Raw genomic sequence first — 17,921 nt, forward strand, 5'->3', positions numbered from 1 at the left:
GACGGGATCGGGGCCGGGATCGCGCCGCGCCGGCGACCGCGGGCGCGGGCGCGCATCCGAGGGACGCGGGGCTCGGCACGGGCCGGGCGCGGCGGCGGCGATGCGATCCCGTCGCGGGGGGAGCGACGATGGCAGCGACGACTCCCGGTTCGCACGTCGCGACGTGGCGCGGGCCGGGCGAAGCGGTGTGTGTGCGGCGCGGGCCGCTCGTCGTGCGCCTCGCGCGCGACGACGGCGAGGTCGATGCCGCACTCCGGCTTCGCTACGCCGTCTTCGCGCGCGAGAAGGGCTGCGCGACGCCCGGCGAGGCCGGGCGCGACCGCGACGACTTCGACGCCTTTGCCGACCACCTCGTCGCCGTCGACGAAGGGGCATCGGGCGGCGCGCGCGTGATCGGAACCTACCGCCTGCTGACCGCGGAGGCGGCGCGCCGCGGGCCGGGGTTCTACTCCGCATCGGAGTTCGCGCTCGACGACCTCCCGCGCTGCATCGCGGAGGACGGCGTCGAGCTCGGGCGCGCGTGCGTGGCGCGCGACCGACGCGGCGGCATCGCACTCGCGCTCCTCCTCGCGGGCGTCGCGCAGTACGTCGCGCACGCGGGCAAGCGCTTCCTCTTCGGCTGCGCGTCGCTGCCGACGCTCGACGCGGAGGAGGTCGCCGCGACGCTGCGCGAGCTCGCGGCGCGCGGGGCGATCGCGGGCGACATGCTCGCGCGTGCGCGCGCGACGATGCGCCGCGCGCCGGCGCGCGCGACGTGCGGCGGTGCGGGCGCGCTCGTCCCGTCGCTGCTCGAGCGCTACGTGCAGCTCGGCGCGCGCGTGTGCAGCGAGCCCGCCTACGACCTCGCGTTCGGCTGCACCGACCTGCTCGTGGTGCTCGACACGCTCGGGCTCGCACGCGACGCCGAGCGCGCGGAGCCCGGCGCGACGCGGAAGTCGTTCGCGCGCCGGCTCGGCGCGCCCGGGATGGCGCGCGCGTGATCGACGGGGCGTGGCGCCGCGCGCGCATCGCACGGCACGGCCGCGCGGTCGTGCGCCTGGCCGTGCTCGGCGCATCGCTCGCCGCGTGGGTGGCCGCCGAGCTTGCGGTCGGCCTCGCGCCGGTCGCGGGCGCGGCGGTGCGGCGCGCGCGAGTGCGTCGCGCGTGGGCGCGCGCCGCGTCGCGCATCATCGGCATGCGCGTCGTCGCGAGCGGCGCGCCGCCGCGCGGGCCGGTCGTCCTCGTCGCCAACCACATGAGCTACGTCGACATCGTCGCGCTGATGACGCAGTGCCCGGCGGTCTTCGTCGCCAAGTCCGAGGTCGCGGGCTGGCCGGGCATCGGCTGGATCGCGCGGCGGATCGGGACGCTCTTCATCGAGCGCGCCCGCGTGCGCGACATCCTGCGCATCGTCGACGGCATGCGCGACGCGCTCGAGCGCGGCGACCCCGTCGCGTTCTTCCCGGAGGCGACCACGACGAGCGGGCGTGACGTCGCGCCCTTCAAGTCGTCGCTCTTCGAGGCGGCCGCGCGGACGGGGGCGCCCGTCGTCTGCGCGACGCTGCGCTTCGTGACCGACGACCCCGCCGATCATCCCACCGACCGCATCTGCTGGTGGGGAGACATGACGTTCGCCGACCACCTCTACGCGCTGCTCGGCGTGCGCGGGTTCGAGACGCACGTGCACTTCGCGCCCGAGCCGCTGCGATCGCAGGATCGCAAGGAGCTCGCGCGCGCGAGTCGCGCACTCGTCGAGGCATCGTTCGAGCCCGTGGCCGTCGCGTCGGCGAGCGCGTCGCGGACGGCGGAGCGCCTCCGGGCGTGAGCGCGGCGGAGGTCGCGAGCGACGGCGGCGCGCCGTCCGGGCGCGCGGCGGCCGCGCGCCGGGTCGAGGAGTGTCGCGCGCTGTTCGCGCGCGCGGCCGCGCTCGCCGCGCGCCTCACGCCGGCACAGCTCGCATGGACCGCGCCGGCGCTCGGGTACGGCGGCGTCGGCGCACAGCTGCGCCACGTCGTGGTCTTCGCCGACGAGCTCGCGAGCGGAGCGCGGATCGGCCGCGTCGACTACGACGCCCGCGCGCGCGACCTCGCCTGGGAGTGCGACGGCGCGGCGATCGCGCGCGCGCTCGGTCGCGCGGCGCGCCGGCTCGCGACTCTCGCCGCGCTCGACGAGGACGCGCCGCTCGCCGTGCGACAGGACGAGCCCGGAGCGCGCGGGTGTGCGCGCGGCGGCTTCACGCGCTCGAGCATCGGGCGCGAGCTGCGCGCGCTCGCGAGCCACACCGTGCACCACCTCGCCGTCGTCGAGCTGCTCCTGCACGCGCAGGGCGTCGCGGGCGCGCCGTCGCGCGGGCTCGGCATCGCGCCGTCGACGCCGCGGCGAGGGGCGCGGGCGCGCTGAACTAACATCGAGCGGGCGCGCGGGCGAGGCCCGACTCCGCGCGCGGGAAGCGCGCGCGGGAAGCGCGCACCGGGGGCGCGGGCCGAGGCGGCGGCGCGGCCGAGCCCGCGCCGCGAACGCGGCGCGCCGCCCCACGCGGCCGACCCGTGCGCGCCGTCGCGCGTCGAAAGCGCGTCGGAGGCCCGTTGCGGGGCTGGCGTCCGCGGAGCGCGCTGGGGTAGGCTGCGAGCCGCCGCGAGGACGTCGCTCGTCGCTGCGGCGTCACCGCGAGCCACCTCGCCTGGCCGCGCAGAGGGATGCGGAGGAGAAGGGAATGAAGGTCGTCGTCGACTACGACCTCTGTGAAGCGAATGCGCTGTGCATGGATTGCTGCCCGGAGGTGTTCCGCGTGGAGGAGGACGACACGCTCACCCTCCTCATGGAGAACCCGCCCGAGAGCCTTCGCGCGAAGGTCGAGGACGCGGTCCGACTCTGCCCGCGTCAGGCGATCTCCGTCGAGGGCTGACCTCCGCACGGCTCGATCTTCGAGGCGGCGCTTGCCGGGAGGCAGGCGCCGCTCTTCGTTTGTGCCGATCTCCGCTCGGGACCGTCCCTCCCGGCCGCCGCGCTGCGCACCGCGTGCTCGCGGCCTGCCTCCACGCCGGGAAAACCCGGTGTGACACTCATACTCGATCGCTCTCGCGACGATGGGGCCCGTCGGCGCCCATCGGGTCGACGCGACCGTCGGATGCATCGGCGCCCTCGTAGCGGAGGTGCGCATGGCGATGCCGAACGGCGTGCGGAAGGCGGCCGACCGACGGCGCGGCTTCCATCTCTTCGAGATCGTGATCGTGCTCGCGGTGATCGGCGTGCTGGTGGCGCTCGCGATGCCGCGCCTGCGCGGCGTCGGCTCGCGCCAGGACACGCGCAACGCGGTCGCCGCCGTCGCGGGCGTGCTGCAGCGAGCGCGTGAGCAGGCGATCAAGGACGGCGTTCCGCACCTCGTGGTCGTGAAGCCCTCGGCCGCGGGCGGGGGCGGAGGCGGCGGCGGGAGCTGCCCGGCCGGCCAGCAGCCCGCCCATCTCCAGGTCGTCCGCGACAACGACAGCTCCTACTCGGTGACGCCCGGCGACACGGTCGCCGACCAGCCGATCGACGGCTTCGACACGTGCACCGTCGCCCTCTACGGCGAGAGCGCGGACGCGCCGCCGTTCCCGAGCCTCCCGCTCCCGCAGGAGGACGTCGGCTCGGTCGCGAGCACCCTCGCGCACACGCTCGCCGGAGGCGTGGCCGGGTTGCTCGCCGGCGGCAGCGGCAGCAACTCGGGCTCCGGCTCGAGCGGCAGCAACTCGGGCTCGGGGTCGAGCGGCAGCAACTCGGGCTCGGGGTCGAGCGGCAGCAACTCGGGCTCCGGGTCGAGCGGAAGCGGCTCGGGCTCGCTGCTCGGCGGCGTCGGCTCCACCGTGGGTTCGACGGTGTCGACCGTGGCCTCGACGGTGGGCGCGACGGTCTCCGCTCTCGGCGGCTCGGGCGGGTCGGGGTCGGTGGCGGGCGGCATGACGCACGGGTCGACGCTTCCGGTCGGCGACGACGGGCTCCCGGTCGCGGCGTTCACGCCGGCGGGCTGGGCCGTCGAGCCGAGCACGCCCGGCGTCGCGGGCTCGGGCGCGGGCGCGATCTACGTGACCGACAACGAGCGCGCGGTCTACGCCGCGGTCGTGCAGCCGCTCGGCCGCGTCGTCGTTCGCGCGTTCGACGCATCGACGGGCGACTGGAAGTGACGCGCGACGCGCGAGCGCCGGTCGGCCCCGCATGACGGGCGTCCGCGCGTGACGGGCGAGCGCGGGGAGGGCGCGCTCGCGGGGGACGGACGCGCCCGGCTCGCGATCGCCGCGGCCGCGCTCGCGCTCGCCGCCTCGACGTCGCTGTCGGGCGTGCTCGAGCCGTTCGAGCTCGTGGCCAGCGATGCCGTCCTGCGCGCCGCCTCGCGGCGCGTCGAGGTCGAGGCGTTCCCGGCCGAGGTGCCCGACGCCGCCGTCGTCGGCATCGATCCGCGCAGCATCCACCTGTGGGCGTGGCCGTGGTCGCGCGCCCTGCACGCGCGGCTCGTCGACGCCCTCGAGGACGCGGGCGCGCGCGCGGTCGTGTTCGACATCGACTTCGCGCCCGCGCGCGATGCCGAGGGCGATGCGCTCTTCGCGCGCGCGATCGAGCGCTCCGGGCGCGTCGTGCTCGCGAGCATCGACCAGGTGGGCGAGAGCGCCGACGCGCCGGACGGCGAAGCCGCCGGCGGTGCGACGCGCCTCCCGCTCGCGTCGCTCGCGCGCCCGGCCGCGGCGATCGGCAGCGCGATGCTGCCGATCGACGCCGACGGCGTGATCCGCCGCGTTCCCCTTCCGTCCGTGCCCTCGGCGCCTTCCTCCGCGCGCGAGCCGGCGGACTCCCGCGACGCGGGCGCGGACGCGCTCCCGCCGCTCGCGCTCGCGGCGCTGTGGGCGGTGCGGCCCGATGCGCGCCCCGCGCTCGACACCGCGCTGCGCATCGATCACCGCGGGCGCTGGACGCCCATGCCCGTCGTGTCGGCGGTCGACGTGCTCGAGGGGCGCTTCGACGCCCGCGAGCTCCGCGATCGCGTCGTGTTCGTGGGCGCCACCGCGCCGCTGCTGCAGGACATGTGGACGACTCCGCTCGACGCGCTCGAGCCGGGCGTCGTCGTGCAGGCGCGCATCTACCGCTCGCTCGCCGCGTCCGCGGCCGGCGTCGACGTGCTGCGCGTGGCCTCGGTGGGCGTGCGGCTCGGCGTCCTCGCGGCGATCGCGCTGGTCGCGTCGCTCGCGACGTCCTTTGCGGGCGGCGCGCGGCGCGCGGCGCTCGTGGCCCTCGGCGCCGCGGGGTGCGCGGGGGCGGTCGCGGCCGCCGTGGCGCTCGGCCTCCTCGTCGACGTCGTGGCGCCGCTCCTCCTCGTCGGCGTGCTGTACGTGCTCGATCTCGAGCAGGTGCGGCGCGTGTTCGGGGAGCGCGTCGAGGCGCAGGACCAGTCGCTCGGCGCGCTCGTGCACGTGGGTGAGGTCGCGGCGGGCTCGGGCGGCGAGCCGAGCCTCGAGGTCGCGCTCGGCCTGCTCGCCGACGTCGTCGACGCGAGCGGAGTGGCGCTGCTGCGCGCGTCGCGCGCGGGCGGCCTCGACGGGCGTCGCATCGAGTGGCGGCGCCGCACGAACGAGGGCATCGGCAGCGACGCCGAAGCCGCGCGCGCGCTCGCCGCGGGCGCGACGCGCACGTGCGTCGACGCCTCGCGCGGCCGCGCCGTCTACGTGCCGCTGCGCGCGCGCGAGCGCGTGCTCGGCGTCCTCGTGGTCGAGCGCGAGCAGCAGTCTCCGCTCGACGCGCTCGCGATGCGCACGATCGGCTCGGTCGCGTCGCAGCTCTCGCTCACCGCCGAGAACCTGAACCTGATCGACGACCTGCGTCGCATGGCCGAGGCGACGATCGTCTCGCTCGCGACGGCGATCGAGTCGCGCGACGGCTACACCGAGATGCACTGCCGACGGCTCTCCGTGTTGTCGGGCGTCGTCGCCGAGCGGCTCGGACTCGGCGCGAAGGAGACGCGCGACGTGCGGCTCGGCGCGATGCTGCACGACGTCGGCAAGATCGGCATTCCCGACGCGCTGCTCCTCAAGCGCGGGCGCTTCACGCCGGAGGAGCGCGAGCAGATGCAGTCGCACGCCGAGGTCGGCCACCGCATCGTGGCGCCGATCCACGGCCTCGAGCCCGAGACGCTCGCCTGCGTGCGCCACCACCACGAGCGCTGGGACGGCGGCGGCTATCCGCTCGGCCTCGAGTGCGAGGCCATCCCGCTCGGCGCGCGCATCGTCACCGTCGTCGACGTCTGGGACGCGCTCTCGAGCGAGCGCCCCTACAAGCCCGCCTATCCCGCCGACAAGGTGCGGGCGATCCTCGAGAAGGGTCGCGGCACGGAGTTCGACCCCGCCGTCCTCGACGTCTTCCTCCGGGTGCTCGACGACGAGGGCGAGGAGCTGCTCGCGATGCTCGAGGGGCCGATCGCGATCACCGACTTCGTGTGACCGTGCCGCGCGCCGCGCGTCGCTAGTCGATCTCGCCGCGCGCGATCCGCTCCTCGAGCGCGGCGCGCAACCGCTTCTTGTCGATCTTTCCGGAGTCGGTCATCGGGAGCGCCGCGTCGTCCGCGATCCACACGTGGCGCGGGATCATGTACGCGGAGAGCTCGGCCTTGAGCGCCGCGCGCAGCAGGTCGGGCGTCGCGCGCGCACCGGGTGCGGGCACGACCGCGGCCGCCACGTTCTCGCCGCGCTCGGCGTGGGTCACGCCGACGACGAACGCCGCCTTCACCGCGGGCAGCGCCTCGAGCGCGAGCTCGACGTCGCGCGGCGCGACGTTCGCCCCGGCGGTCTTGATCGCGTCGCCGAGGCGGCCCTCGAAGAAGAGGTGCCCATCCTCGGTGAAGCGGCCGCCGTCGCCGGTCGGGTAGTAGCCGTCCGCGTCGAACACGTCCTCGCGTTCGCGCTTGTGGAGCCCCTGCAGCACGTTGTAGCCGCGCACGCAGATCTCGCCCGACGCGCCGGGCGGGAGCGGCGCGCGCGTCTGCGGGTCGACGACGCGGTGCGCGACGCCCGGGACGGCGCGCCCGAACGAGCCGCGCAGCGACTCCGGCAGCTCGACGTCCATCCGGTCGAACGTGTGCGGGCCGCAGGTCTCGGTCATGCCGAGCGAGTTCGCGCGCAGACCCGGGTCGGCGGGCTTCGCGGCCCCGGGAAGGATGTCGTAGAGGTTGCCGGTGCGGAGCGCGGAGAGGTCGCGCGCGGCGAAGCTCGCGTGCTCGGCCATCGCCTTCGCGAAGTGCGGCCATCCGAGCGCGACGGTCACGCGCTCGCGTTCGAGCAGCGCGAGCGTGGCACCCGGCTCGAACACGTCCTCGGTGACGAGGCACGCGCCCGCGAGCATCGCCGACGTGAGCACGAAGACGAGCCCGCCGACCCAGAAGAACGGCATCGGCGAGTAGACGACGTCCGTCGCGCGCAGGTCGCGCAGCGCGCCGAGGTTGGAGGCGTGTCGCAGCAGGGCGCCGTGGGTGTGCACGGCGCCCTTCGGGTCGGCCGTGCTTCCCGACGAGTAGAGGACGACGGCGACGTCGGCGGGCACGACCTCGCGCTCGAGCTCCTCGAGGTGCGCGTCGGGCACCGCCGCGCCCGCCGCGACGAAGTCGTCCCACGCCGTGGCCCACGCCCGCGCGCCGGAGCCGGCGACGACCACGCGGCGCAGGAAGGGGAGCTCGGGCGCGAGCAGCCGGCGCGCGCCGGCCGCGCCCGACGCGAGGCCCGGCGCCGCTCGCTCGAGGCGCTCGAGGTAGTCGTGCGACAGGAAGCGATCGCACGCGAGCAGCGTGTCGACGTCCGCATGTCGCAGCATCCAGTGCAGCTCGCGCGCCTGCAGGAACGTGTTGAGCGGAACGGCGACCGCGCCCACGCGCGTGATCGCCGTCCACGCGGCGACCCAGCGCGGCCCGTTCGGGAGCAGCAGCCCGACGCGCGTGCCCTTGCCGACGCCGTCCGCGAGGAGCGCGCGCGCGAGCGCGCGCGAGCGCGCGTCGAGCTCGGCATGGCGCAGGCGCTCGTCGCCGTGGACGAATCCCGTCCTGTCGCCGTGGCGCGCCACGAGCTCGCGCAGGAAGTCGGGCATCGCGGGGGCGAAGGCCGGGAACGGCATCGGCCCCGTCTACCTCCGCGCCGCCCGCGCCGTCAATCGCCCGCGCGCTTGACCGCATCGGAGCCGCGGTCGCAGGATGCGCGCGCCGGCGGGGCCCGTCCCGCGGCGACGCGCTCGTGCGCGGGAGGTGCCATGGCGAGCGAGGCGAGGCCCGAGGACGCGCTCGGGCTCGACACCACCGAGGTCGACCGCTGGATCGGCGTGCCGCTCGGCGGCGGCGTGCTCAAGGAGCCCGTCGGCGCGACGGACGTGCGGCGCTGGGTCCAGGGCATGCAGAACGCGAACCCGCTGCACTACGACGAGCGCCACGCGAGCGAGAGCCGGTTCGGCCGACTCGTCGCGCCGTACTCGTTCGCGGTGTGCACGGACGACAGCCACGGCGCCGGGCCCGCCATCCAGGGGCACATCGACGGCACGCACATGCTCTTCGGCGGCGACGAGTGGTGGTTCCTCGGGCCGCGGATCTTTCCGGGCGACTCGTTCCGCCACGACCGCATGCTGTTCGACTACAAGGTCACGACGACGAAGTTCGCGGGGCCGACGATGTTCTCGCGCGGCGACACCACGTACGTGAACCAGCGCGGCGAGATCGTCTGCAAGCAGCGCTCGACGTCGATCCGCTACCGCGCGAAGGACGCGCGCGAGCGCGGCGAGTTCCTCGACGTTCCCGAGAAGGAATGGAGCGACGAGGAGCTGGCGGGGCTCGAGAAGCGCACGTTCGAGTACTACCAGAGCGTCCGCGAGCTCGGTCACGGCCGGCGGCTCTTCGTCAAGGAGGGCGACGTGCTGCCGGAGCGCGTGATCGGCCCGCACTCGACGGCGAGCTTCACGTCGGAGTGGCGCGCCTTCCTGCAGAGCGTGTGGGGCGCGTTCGACTTCGGCGGCGGCCCGTCCTCGCTGTGGGAGGCGGGCTGGCTTCCCGAGATGGATCGCGACCACGAGGGCGCGAAGATCGACCCGTCGCTGGCCGACGGCCTCTACCACGGGCCGTCGCGCGGGCACGTGCAGCAACGCTATGCGCAGCTCATCGGGATGCCGCGCGGCTACGGCTACGGCGCGACGATGGGGGCGTGGATCCTCGACTACCTCTCGAACTGGCTCGGCGAGTGGGGCGACCTCCTGCACAGCCGCATGTCGTATCGGGCGCCGGCGCTCGTCGGCGACGCGACCTTCCTGAACGCTCGCGTCGCCGAGATCGACTACGCGGACCGCAGCGGGCAGCCGGTGTGCGCGATCGACGTGACGATGACGAACCAGCGCGGCGAGGTGATGGCGAGCGGGCGCGCCGAGGCCCGCCTCCCGACCGAAGACCGCCCCGCCGCGTAGGCCGCGCGCCGTGGACGCCGGCCTCGCGCTCCAGCCCGACGCGCGCCGTCTCACGCTGCCGCGCTTCGTCGAGGACGTCGCGGCGCGCCACGGCGCGCGCCCCGCGCTGCGCGACGACACGGGCGCGGCGCTGCGCTTCGACGAGCTGCTCGCGGGCGCGCGCGCGGTGGCGCGCGGGCTCGTCGCCGCCGGCGTCGCGAAGGGCGAGCGCATCGGCGTGCTGCTGCCGAGCTCGTGCGCGTGGGCGACGGTGGCGTTCGGCGCCGCCACGGCGGGCGGCGTCGTCGTTCCGCTCAGCACGTTCGCGACCGCCGACGAGCTCGACTTCGTGCTCGCGCACGGCGACGTCGCGACGCTCGTCCTCGCCCCGGAGTTCCTCTCGCACCGCTTCCTCGACGACCTGCTCGCGCGCCATCCCGCGATCGCGGAGGGCGCGCCGGGGGCCGTCGCGTGCGCGGCGCTCCCCGCGCTGCGCCGCGTGATCGCGACGGACCTCGACGCGCGGCGCGGCGCGGTCGTCCCGCTCGGCGACGTCGTGCGCGCGGGCGCGCGCGTCGACGACGCGCTGCTCGACGCGCTCGTCGCGTCGGTCGACCCCGGCGACGACGGGATGCTCATCTACACGTCGGGAACGAGCGCGCGCCCGAAGGGCGTGCTGCACCGCCAGCGCGCGCCCGTGATCCAGAGCTTCCGCTTCGCGGAATACATGGCGCTCGCGCCGAGCGACCGCGTGCTGAGCGTGCAGCCGTTCTTCTGGACCGCGGGCATCGCGATGTCGCTCGGGGCGTCGCTCGCTTCGGGGGCGGAGCTTCTCGTGCACGCGCGCTTCCGTGCCGAGGAGATGCTCGAGGCGGTCGAGCGCGAGCGGCCGACCGCGCTTCACGCGTGGCCGCACCAGGAGAAGGAGATGGCCGAGCACCCGACGGCGCGCGCACGCGACCTCACGAGCCTGCGCAAGGTCGAGTTCGCGAACGCCCTCGCGCCGCTCGCCGGGCTCGAGCGCGACGAGTGGGGCACGTACGGCTCCTACGGGCTCTCCGAGACCTTCACGATCTGCACGGCGCTCCCCGCCTGGGCGCCCGCCGCCGACCGCGCGGCGACGAGCGGCGAGCCGCTGCCCGGAATGGAGGTGCGCATCGTCGACCCGGAGAGCGGTGCGCCGCTCCCGCGCGGGGCGAAGGGCGAGATCGCCGTGCGCGGCCTCACGCTGATGCGAGGCTATGCGAGGGTGGCGCCCGAGCTCGTGTTCGACGCCGACGGCTTCTTCCGCACGCAGGACGGCGGGTTCCTCGACGAGGCGGGACGCCTGCACTGGACGGGCCGGCTCTCGTCGCTCGTGAAGACGGGCGGCGCGAACGTCTCGCCGCTCGAGGTCGAGGCGGCGGTCGATCGCTTCCCGGGGCTCGTCGCGACCGTCGCGGTCGGCGTTCCCCACCCGACGCTCGGCGAGGCGCTCGTGCTGTGCGCGGTGGTCGCGCCGGGCGCGGCGGCGCCCGACGAGGGCGCGGTCGTCGCCGCGCTCCGCGCGCGCGTCGCCGTCTACAAGGTCCCCCGGCGCGTGCTGTTCTTCGGAGAGGCCGAGGCGCCGCGCACCGGCACGCAGAAGCTGCGCGCCGACGCGTTCCGCGAGCTCGCGCGCGCGCGGCTCGAGGCCGAGCGCGCGGAGATCGCCGGGCACGTCTACGGAGCGTGAGCGCCGCGCGCCGCCCGACCGCCGCCCCGCGCACGGCCGGCCGCGCTCTCGCGACGCGCCCGCCGCGCGAGCCTCCACGCGGCCGCTCGCACCGCGTCCTCGAGCTCGATGCCCGCGTCGGCGACCTCGATCCGCGCGCCGTCGGCGCAGCGCGCGGTCAGCGCGCACCGCCACACCGGGGCGCGCGCGCCCGGCGCGGCGGCGAGCGCGACGTGCGCGCGCACGGCGACGACGCCGGCCGCGGAGGGGCCGAGGGCGAGGCGGATCGCGCGCTCGAGTCGCGCGCGTTCGTCGCGGGCGAGTCCTCGGTGGGTGTCCGGCATGGAGAGGCGCATGGCGGTCGGTCGCTCCTTCCTCCGGGCGCGGCGGGCCTGGAAGGCCATCGAGAAAGCCGCGCTCTTCGATCTATGATTCGAGGAAAGCGATGGGAGGCTCGCCGTGGAGTGGCTCAACTACCACCATCTCCTCTACTTCTACACGGTCGCGCGCGAGGGCAGCGTCACGCGCGCGGCGGAGACGCTGCGCCTCGCGCAGCCGACGTTGAGCGGGCAGATCCGCAAGCTCGAGGAGTCGCTCGACGAGGCCCTCTTCGTGCGCGAAGGGCGACGCCTGGTGCTCACCGAGGCGGGTCGCATCGTCTATCGCTATGCGGACGAGATCTTCTCGACAGGGCGCGAGCTGCTCGACGCGTTGCGCGGCCGCCCTTCGAACCGTCCGGCCCGGCTCCTCGTGGGCGTCGCCGACGTGGTTCCGAAGCTCGTCGCCTACCGGCTCCTGCAGGTCGCGCTCGAGCTCGAGGAGCCCGTCCAGCTCGTGGTGCACGAGGGCAAGGCGGACGAGCTGATCGCGGGGCTCGGGCTGCAGCGGTACGACATGGTGCTCACCGACGTCCCGCTCGGCCCGCAGGTGCGCGTGAAGGCGTTCAACCATCCGCTCGGGAGCTGCGGCGTCGGCTTCTTCGCGACGCCCGACGTCGCCGAGCGCCACCGGCGCCGCTTTCCGGCCTCGCTCGACGGCGCGCCGCTGCTCGTGCCGACGCCCAACACCGCGCTCCGCCACTCGCTCGATCGCTGGTTCGAGGGGTTGGGCATCCGTCCGGAGTTCGTGGCCGAGGTGGAGGACAGCGCCCTGCTGAAGGTCTTCGGGCAGCACGGGGCCGGGATCTTTCCCGCACCGATCGTCGTGGCCGAGGACATCCGGCGCTCGCACGGCGTGCGACTCGTGGGTCGCACGGAGGAAGTGCAGGAGCACTTCTACGCGATCACCGTCGAGCGCCGGATCATGCACCCGGCGGTCGCGGCGATCGCCGAGGCGGCGCGGAGCGGCGTGCTCGGCTGAGCGAGCGGGCGGGCGGGACACCGGGGCCTCAGGCCGCGCGCGACGCGTGCGGGCGCGGCGCGGGGTGCGCGCCGTGCCGGTGGAGGGCGACCTCGACGCGATCGCTCGCGGTCTGCACCGCCTCCGAGAGATCGCCGGCGCGGGCGAAGTCGCAGACCCACGCCCCCGAGCGAAGCCGCACTCCCACCGCGCAGCGGACGCCACCGTCGGTGCGGGACAGCACGACCCGCACGCGCGCGATGGGCTCTTCGTGGTGCCGGACGGCGTGAGCCACCGTCGCACCGACGAACGAGCGCGCGAGTGCGTCGAGCTCGAAGTCGAGGTCGCGGGCGTCGATCCGGATCTCCATGGGAGCCTCCTCGTGTGTGGCCGCGGCGCGTGTCGTCAGTGTCGGCAATCGCGAGGCCATCGAAAAATAGGAAATGACGAGACGAAGCATCGTCGAGGACGATGTGAGTCGAGGGCTCACGAGGGGCGCGCGACGCGCGCGACCCACTCGGCGCGCGCGCGGAAGTAGGCGTGGTGCGCGTCGACGAGCTCGAGCTCGGCGCTCGCGAGCATGGCCTCGCGCAGCGTGAGGTCGATCAGGTCGCTCGCCCCGAGCGCGAGCCGCCGCCGCTCGGCCTCCCACAACGACTCGGCCAGCTCGACGTTCTCGCGCGCGAGCACCGCGCGCTCGTGCGAGGCCTCGAGCGTCTCGAGCGCCGCCAGTGCCGACGCGACGAGCCGCTCGCGCTCGAGCTGGAGGCGGCGCTCGAGGCGCTCGAGGGCCGCTTCCGCCGCGCCGAGCCGACCGCGCGCGTCGCGCCGCTGGAAGGGGAGACGGAGCTCGACGGAGGCCTTCACCTCGTTCTCTCCGCGCGGGTCGGCCGCGAAGCGGCCGGCCGCGTCGATGCCCGGCCGCGCGCCACCGAAGTCGCGCGACGCGTCGAGGCGGACGTCGAGCGCCGGGAGCAGCGCGTTGCGCGCGAGATCGCGGTCGACCTGCAGCGCCGCACGCTCGTGTTCGAGGCGTCGGATCGACGGGTGGAGCGCCGCGGCGCGCTCGACCTCCGTGCGGGCCCGCTCGACGGTGAGCGGCGCGGTCGCGGGGAACGCGTCCGGAAGGCGCGCTGCCGACGGCCGGAGCGGTCGACCCGACTCGTCGCGCAGGAACAGCGACAGCGCGAGCGCCGCGCGAGCGACGTCGCGCTCGGCCGCGCGCACCGCGCCGCTGCGCTCGACGATCAGGCGCCGGTTGTCGGTGACGTGGATGCGCGGCTCGGCGCCGGCCTCGACGCGCCGCGCGATCTGCACCTGGCGCCGCTCGGCCACGTCGAGCAGGCGCTGCGCGATGCGCAGGCGGTGGCCGGCGGCGACCCAGTCCCAGTAGGCGACGGCGGCGTCCGCGCGTGCGGCGAGCACCTCGAGCTCGACCTCCGGCGTCGCGCGCGCGAGCTCCGCCTCTGCGCGGGCGACGGCGCCGCGCGCGGCGTCGATGGCGCGATCGCGGAGCACGGGGATGCGCACGCCGGCACGCGCCTCGCCCGCGTCGTTCGTCAGTCGCCCGCCTTCGTAGGACGGGAAGGCGCCGCCGCCGTACCGGTAGCCGGCGAACAGCCGCGCGCCGAGCACGCGCGTGGGCTGGTCGAGGGCGACCTCGCCCGCGTAGCCGTCGTAGTAGCCGTCGGCGCGGACGTCGCCGCTCGCCGACAGGGACAGGTCGAACGCGCCGTGCGCTCCTTCGAGTCGCGCGGCGCGCGCGCGCCGTTCCGCGCGGGCGGCGGCGAGCAGCGGGAAGTGCGCGTCGGTCGAGCGAAGCACCTCGTCGAGCGCGAGCGGCTCGACGCGCGCGGTATCGACTCCGCCGGAGCCGCTCGCCGCGTCGAGCGCGTCGGCGGCCACGGCGCGCACGTCGCGCTCCGGGGGCGCGCCCGCCCGCGCGAGCGGCGCGCTCGTCGACGCGGCGAGAGCGAGGGCGACGCCGATCGCGCTCGCGTACGAGCCTCGCAGCCGCACCTTCACGACCCGCGCGCCTCCGCGCTCGGCTCCATCGCGAGGACGGGAGGAAACGCGTTCGCGCGTCGCCAGAGCTCGTACCCGAGGCGGACCCGGTCGAGGAGGACGAACCCGTTGGCACGCATGCCCTGGCGCAGGAAGCGCGCGTCGGGCCACGCGGGCTCGTCCTCGTCGGGAACGACGAGCAGACGGAAGCGCCCGCGCCCGTCGTCCACCGAGTCGACGAGCGCGACGCGTCCACCGAAGGTTCCGATCGCGACCGACGGCCAGCCCGCGAACTGCACGGCGGGGAAGCCCTCGAACTGCAGGCGCACGCGCCGCCCCTCGTGCACGAGCGGGACGTCGTTCCCGTCGACCCAGAGCTCGACGGCCACCCGCTCGGCGTCGGGCACGAGCGACACGAGCGGAGCGCCCGCCTCGACGAGCTCGGCACCGGGCGCGGCGAGGAGGCGGACGACCGTGCCGGCGCGCGGCGCGGTCACGAGCTGCGTCTCCTGTCGCGCGATGCGGGTGGCGAGGTCGGCGATGCGCTGGCGCAGGCCGGCCGCGTCGGCGAGCGCGGCCTCGCGACTCGCGCGCGCCGACGCGACGCCGGCGGCGGCCTCGGTGTCGATGCGCCCGAGGTCGGCGCGCCGCGCGCGCGCGTCGTTCTCGGCGGCGGCCAGCGACTCGCGCGCCTGCTCGACGCGCGCGGACGCCTCGCGGTGCGCGCGCTCGGCGAGCTCGAACTCGAGCCCCGAAACGAGCCCGCCCTCGACGAGCTCCCGCTTCCGCGCGAAGTCGAGCTCGGCCTGGGCGGCGGCGGCGCGCGCCGCCGCGATCGCGTGGCGCGCCGAGCGGATCGACGTCGTCGCGACGTCGAGCTGGCTCGTCGCGGCCTCGACGGCGAGCGACCGCGCCCGCTCGAGCGCGTCGACCTGCGATGCGAAGACCGACACGCGCTCCTCCGCCGCGGCGAGCTGGCTCTCGAGCGCCGCGCGCTGCGCGTCGAGCCGCTCGAGGATCGACGGGTCGTTGTCGACGATCTCGAGCAGCGGGTCGCCCGCCTCGACGCGCGAGCCTTCGGCGACCCACGCCTGTCGCACGCGACCCGCCACCGGCGCTGCGATCGTCTGCACGCGATCGAACGGTGCGAACGCCGCGACCCGGCCGCTCGCCGGCACGTTCTGCTGCCAGGGAACGACGACGAGCGCGGCGGCGGCGACGCCGAGCGCGAGGCCGAGTGCGCGCGCGAGCGCGCGCAGCCCGCGCGGGCTCGGCACGAGCTGGAGCGACGACACGGCCGGGCGCGGACCGCGCGGCGTGTGCGGAGGGAGCGTCATCGCGGCGCCTCCGGGCCGGCGGGCTCGCACGCGTCGTCGATCGCGACGGTGCGATCGCAGCGCGCGAGCACGTCCGGGTCGTCCGTCACGACGACGAGCGTCCAGGGTGCGCGGCGATCGAAGAGCGCCTCGAGCGCGACGTCGCGCAGCGGGCGGGGAAGGCGCGCGAGCAGCCCGTCGACGACGAGCAGGCGCGGGCACCCCGCGATCGCGCGGGCCAGCGCGAGCTGGGCGACCTGGCCGTGACTCAGCGGATCCCCGCTCGGCGCGAGTGCCGTCGCGAGGCCGCCGGGCAGCGCGCGCGCCGCGTCGAGCAGGCCCGCGCTCGCGAGCGCCTCGGTCGCGCGCGCGGCGTCGACGTGCGGGCGGCCCGCGCGCACGTTCGCGAGCACGTCGCCCGCGAGCACGTCGCCGTCGCGAAGACAGACGGCGCGCTCGCGCACGAGGTCGAGGCGCAGCTCGCGCAGGTCCTCGCCGTCGTGCTCGACGCGGCCGGCGAGCGGCGCGCGCAGGCCGCACAGCATCTCGGCGAACGCGCTCTTCCCGGACGCGGGCGGCCCCGTCAGCGCGATGCGCTCGCCCGGCGCGACGCGCAGGTCGGCGACGCGCCCCGCGCTCGTCGCCACGCCCACGGCGCGCAGCGCGAGGCCGCGATCGCCGCGTGCGGGCGCGCGCGGCGCGCGCCCGTCGCCGCGTTCGAGCGGGAGGTCGAGCAGGATGCCGATCTTGTCGACCGCGGCCAGCAGGTCGTAGAAGCCCTCGAGCTTCTTGCCCAGCCGGACGAGCGCGGCGAGCACGGCCGCGACGACGATCTCCGCCGCCACGAGCTGGCCGAGCGTCAGCTCGCCGGCGACGACGAGCGCGCCGCCGAGCCCGAGCACGAGACTGTTCGCGAGCACCTGCACCGCGAACGAGCCGACGAGCTGACGCAGCACGATCCGGTAGTGCGCGGCCCGCGCGAGCACCCAGTCCGCGGCGAGCGCGTCGGCGCGCTCGGCCGCGTGGACCCGGCGGGTCGCGTCGCGAAAGGCCGTCGCGTGCAGGGCGAGCTCCTCCATCCAGGCGGCGAGCGCGTACTTGGCGTTCGACTCCGCGATGGCCGTGCGCACCGCACCGCGCCCGAGGCCGAGCAGCACGACCGCGATCGCGCCGAGCAGCAGCGCGGACAGGGCGAGCAGCAGCGGGTGGTAGAGCGACAGCAGCACGAGGCCCGTCACCGTCTGGAGCGCGACCGCGCTGCCCTCGAGGAGGATCGCGGCGCCGGACTTCTGGATCGTCACGAGATCGAAGAAGCGGTTCACGAGCTCCGGCCCGCGCTTCGCGCCGAACGCGCCGAGAGGAACGCGCGGGAGGCGGTGGGCCAGGTCGAGGCAGGCGCGCACGAAGACGCGGCGCTGCAGGAGCTCCGCGAGCACCGTCTGGAAGGTGGTGAGCGACGCGGCGAGTGCGAGCCCGACGAGCAGCAGGAGCGCGACCACGACGACCGGCTGCACGAGCCCGCCGAAGGCGACCGTGTTGACGAGCTGCTGCACGGCGACCGGGATCGCGAGCGAGAGCGCGCCGATGAAGCCCGCGTACAGCACGATCGCGACGACGTCGCCGCGGTCGGGGCGGACGAGCTCGAGGAGGCGCACGTGCGGGGCGGGCGCGACTGCGCCGCGCCCGCGCGCCGCGTCGAGCCCGGCCTCGAGCCAGGTGAAGGTGCGCCGGCCGTCGGGACCCGGATCACCGAGCTCGCGCTCGAGGTCCGCGAGCGCGCGCCAATGCGGCGGCGTCGCCTGCGTCGCGACGCGCACGCGGTGCCGGTCGGCCTCGAGCAGCGCCAGCCAGCCGATGCGCGGGTCCCACGTGGCCGCGGCCGCGCCGCGATGGAGCGCGGCGACGGCGTCGGCGGTCGTCGAGGAGAGCGTGCGCGCGCGCAGCCCGGCGCGGCGCGCGAAGTCCTCGAGGCGCTCCTCCGGGCCGAAGGGCGCGGTGTCGGCGCTCCGCGCGATCGCATCGTCCCCGCCCGGCCGCACGCCGAGCTCGGTGCGGAGCACGGCGGCGAGCGCGGCCGGAAGCGTTCCGGGGGACGCGACGTCGTGGGTCGAACGGGAAGGGCCGTGCTCCATGGCGCGGCAGTATCGAAGGCGATCGCGAATCTG

General features: G+C 76.0%; 14 protein-coding genes. 9 read left to right on the forward strand and 5 right to left on the reverse strand.

Going from position 1 to position 17,921, the window contains the following annotated elements; translation table 11 throughout:
* The first annotated feature begins 128 nt into the window (after positions 1-128).
* From R3E88_09145 to R3E88_09170, 6 genes are all read left to right on the forward strand, one after another.
* A complete protein-coding gene (locus tag R3E88_09145; GenBank protein ID MEZ4216631.1) occupies positions 129-980 on the forward strand; it encodes a GNAT family N-acyltransferase in 852 nt (283 codons plus the stop codon).
* Entirely contained in the window at positions 977-1,804 is an 828-nt protein-coding gene (locus R3E88_09150) for a lysophospholipid acyltransferase family protein (GenBank protein MEZ4216632.1), read from the forward strand. The genes R3E88_09145 and R3E88_09150 overlap by 4 nt, the downstream gene beginning before the upstream one ends.
* On the forward strand, positions 1,801-2,379 hold the full coding sequence (locus R3E88_09155) for a hypothetical protein (protein MEZ4216633.1): 579 nt from the start codon (positions 1,801-1,803) through the stop codon (positions 2,377-2,379). The genes R3E88_09150 and R3E88_09155 overlap by 4 nt, the downstream gene beginning before the upstream one ends.
* Before the next feature lie 313 nt (positions 2,380-2,692).
* Positions 2,693-2,884, forward strand: a complete 192-nt coding sequence (locus R3E88_09160; protein ID MEZ4216634.1) for a ferredoxin — start codon at positions 2,693-2,695, stop codon at positions 2,882-2,884.
* Positions 2,885-3,137: 253 nt separating this feature from the next.
* Positions 3,138-4,139: a type II secretion system protein gene (locus R3E88_09165; protein MEZ4216635.1), complete on the forward strand. Its 1,002-nt coding sequence runs from the start codon at positions 3,138-3,140 to the stop codon at positions 4,137-4,139.
* 48 nt (positions 4,140-4,187) lie between these two features.
* Positions 4,188-6,440, forward strand: a complete 2,253-nt coding sequence (locus tag R3E88_09170) for a CHASE2 domain-containing protein (protein MEZ4216636.1) — start codon at positions 4,188-4,190, stop codon at positions 6,438-6,440.
* A gap of 22 nt (positions 6,441-6,462) precedes the next feature.
* On the opposite strand, the gene R3E88_09175 is transcribed toward R3E88_09170, so the two are convergent.
* Positions 6,463-8,100 carry a class I adenylate-forming enzyme family protein gene (locus tag R3E88_09175; protein MEZ4216637.1) on the reverse strand — a complete coding sequence of 546 codons (1,638 nt, stop codon included), beginning with the start codon at positions 8,098-8,100 and terminating at the stop codon, positions 6,463-6,465.
* A 132-nt stretch (positions 8,101-8,232) separates the two neighbouring features.
* Here R3E88_09175 and R3E88_09180 point away from each other — a divergent pair, with 132 nt between their 5' ends.
* From R3E88_09180 to nhaR, 3 genes are all read left to right on the forward strand, one after another.
* On the forward strand, positions 8,233-9,426 hold the full coding sequence (locus R3E88_09180; protein ID MEZ4216638.1) for a MaoC family dehydratase N-terminal domain-containing protein: 1,194 nt from the start codon (positions 8,233-8,235) through the stop codon (positions 9,424-9,426).
* A gap of 10 nt (positions 9,427-9,436) precedes the next feature.
* The gene (locus R3E88_09185; GenBank protein ID MEZ4216639.1) at positions 9,437-11,119 is read left to right on the forward strand and encodes a class I adenylate-forming enzyme family protein; all 1,683 of its coding nucleotides are present in this window, start codon (positions 9,437-9,439) and stop codon (positions 11,117-11,119) included.
* Between the two features lie 438 nt (positions 11,120-11,557).
* Positions 11,558-12,457 (forward strand): transcriptional activator NhaR, encoded by a 900-nt coding sequence (gene nhaR, locus R3E88_09190; GenBank protein ID MEZ4216640.1) that lies wholly within the window; start codon positions 11,558-11,560, stop codon positions 12,455-12,457.
* 28 nt (positions 12,458-12,485) lie between these two features.
* On the opposite strand, the gene R3E88_09195 is transcribed toward nhaR, so the two are convergent.
* The 4 genes from R3E88_09195 to R3E88_09210 all read right to left on the reverse strand — a co-directional run bounded on the left by R3E88_09195 (position 12,486) and on the right by R3E88_09210 (position 17,888).
* The gene (locus tag R3E88_09195; GenBank protein MEZ4216641.1) at positions 12,486-12,806 is read right to left on the reverse strand and encodes a hypothetical protein; all 321 of its coding nucleotides are present in this window, start codon (positions 12,804-12,806) and stop codon (positions 12,486-12,488) included.
* A gap of 116 nt (positions 12,807-12,922) precedes the next feature.
* The gene (locus tag R3E88_09200) at positions 12,923-14,461 is read right to left on the reverse strand and encodes a TolC family protein (protein MEZ4216642.1); all 1,539 of its coding nucleotides are present in this window, start codon (positions 14,459-14,461) and stop codon (positions 12,923-12,925) included.
* On the reverse strand, positions 14,458-15,777 hold the full coding sequence (locus R3E88_09205) for an HlyD family efflux transporter periplasmic adaptor subunit (protein ID MEZ4216643.1): 1,320 nt from the start codon (positions 15,775-15,777) through the stop codon (positions 14,458-14,460). Before R3E88_09205 ends, R3E88_09200 begins: the two co-directional genes overlap by 4 nt.
* Complete coding sequence (locus R3E88_09210) at positions 15,774-17,888, reverse strand: ATP-binding cassette domain-containing protein (protein MEZ4216644.1); 2,115 nt, start codon at positions 17,886-17,888, stop codon at positions 15,774-15,776. The genes R3E88_09205 and R3E88_09210 overlap by 4 nt, the downstream gene beginning before the upstream one ends.
* Positions 17,889-17,921 lie beyond the last annotated feature (33 nt).

The organism is Myxococcota bacterium, from assembly GCA_041389495.1.
Taxonomy (GTDB): domain Bacteria; phylum Myxococcota_A; class UBA9160; order UBA9160; family UBA4427; genus JAWKRT01.

Bases quoted from the DNA above. Each gene is read 5' to 3' on its own strand.
- R3E88_09180 (MEZ4216638.1), top strand. From the start codon at position 8,233: ATGGCGAGCGAGGCGAGGCCCGAGGACGCGCTCGGGCTCGACACCACC.
- R3E88_09145 (MEZ4216631.1), top strand. From the start codon at position 129: ATGGCAGCGACGACTCCCGGTTCGCACGTCGCGACGTGGCGCGGGCCG.
- R3E88_09210 (MEZ4216644.1), bottom strand. From the start codon at position 17,888: ATGGAGCACGGCCCTTCCCGTTCGACCCACGACGTCGCGTCCCCCGGA.
- R3E88_09175 (MEZ4216637.1), bottom strand. From the start codon at position 8,100: ATGCCGTTCCCGGCCTTCGCCCCCGCGATGCCCGACTTCCTGCGCGAG.
- R3E88_09195 (MEZ4216641.1), bottom strand. From the start codon at position 12,806: ATGGAGATCCGGATCGACGCCCGCGACCTCGACTTCGAGCTCGACGCA.
- R3E88_09160 (MEZ4216634.1), top strand. From the start codon at position 2,693: ATGAAGGTCGTCGTCGACTACGACCTCTGTGAAGCGAATGCGCTGTGC.
- R3E88_09165 (MEZ4216635.1), top strand. From the start codon at position 3,138: ATGGCGATGCCGAACGGCGTGCGGAAGGCGGCCGACCGACGGCGCGGC.
- R3E88_09205 (MEZ4216643.1), bottom strand. From the start codon at position 15,777: ATGACGCTCCCTCCGCACACGCCGCGCGGTCCGCGCCCGGCCGTGTCG.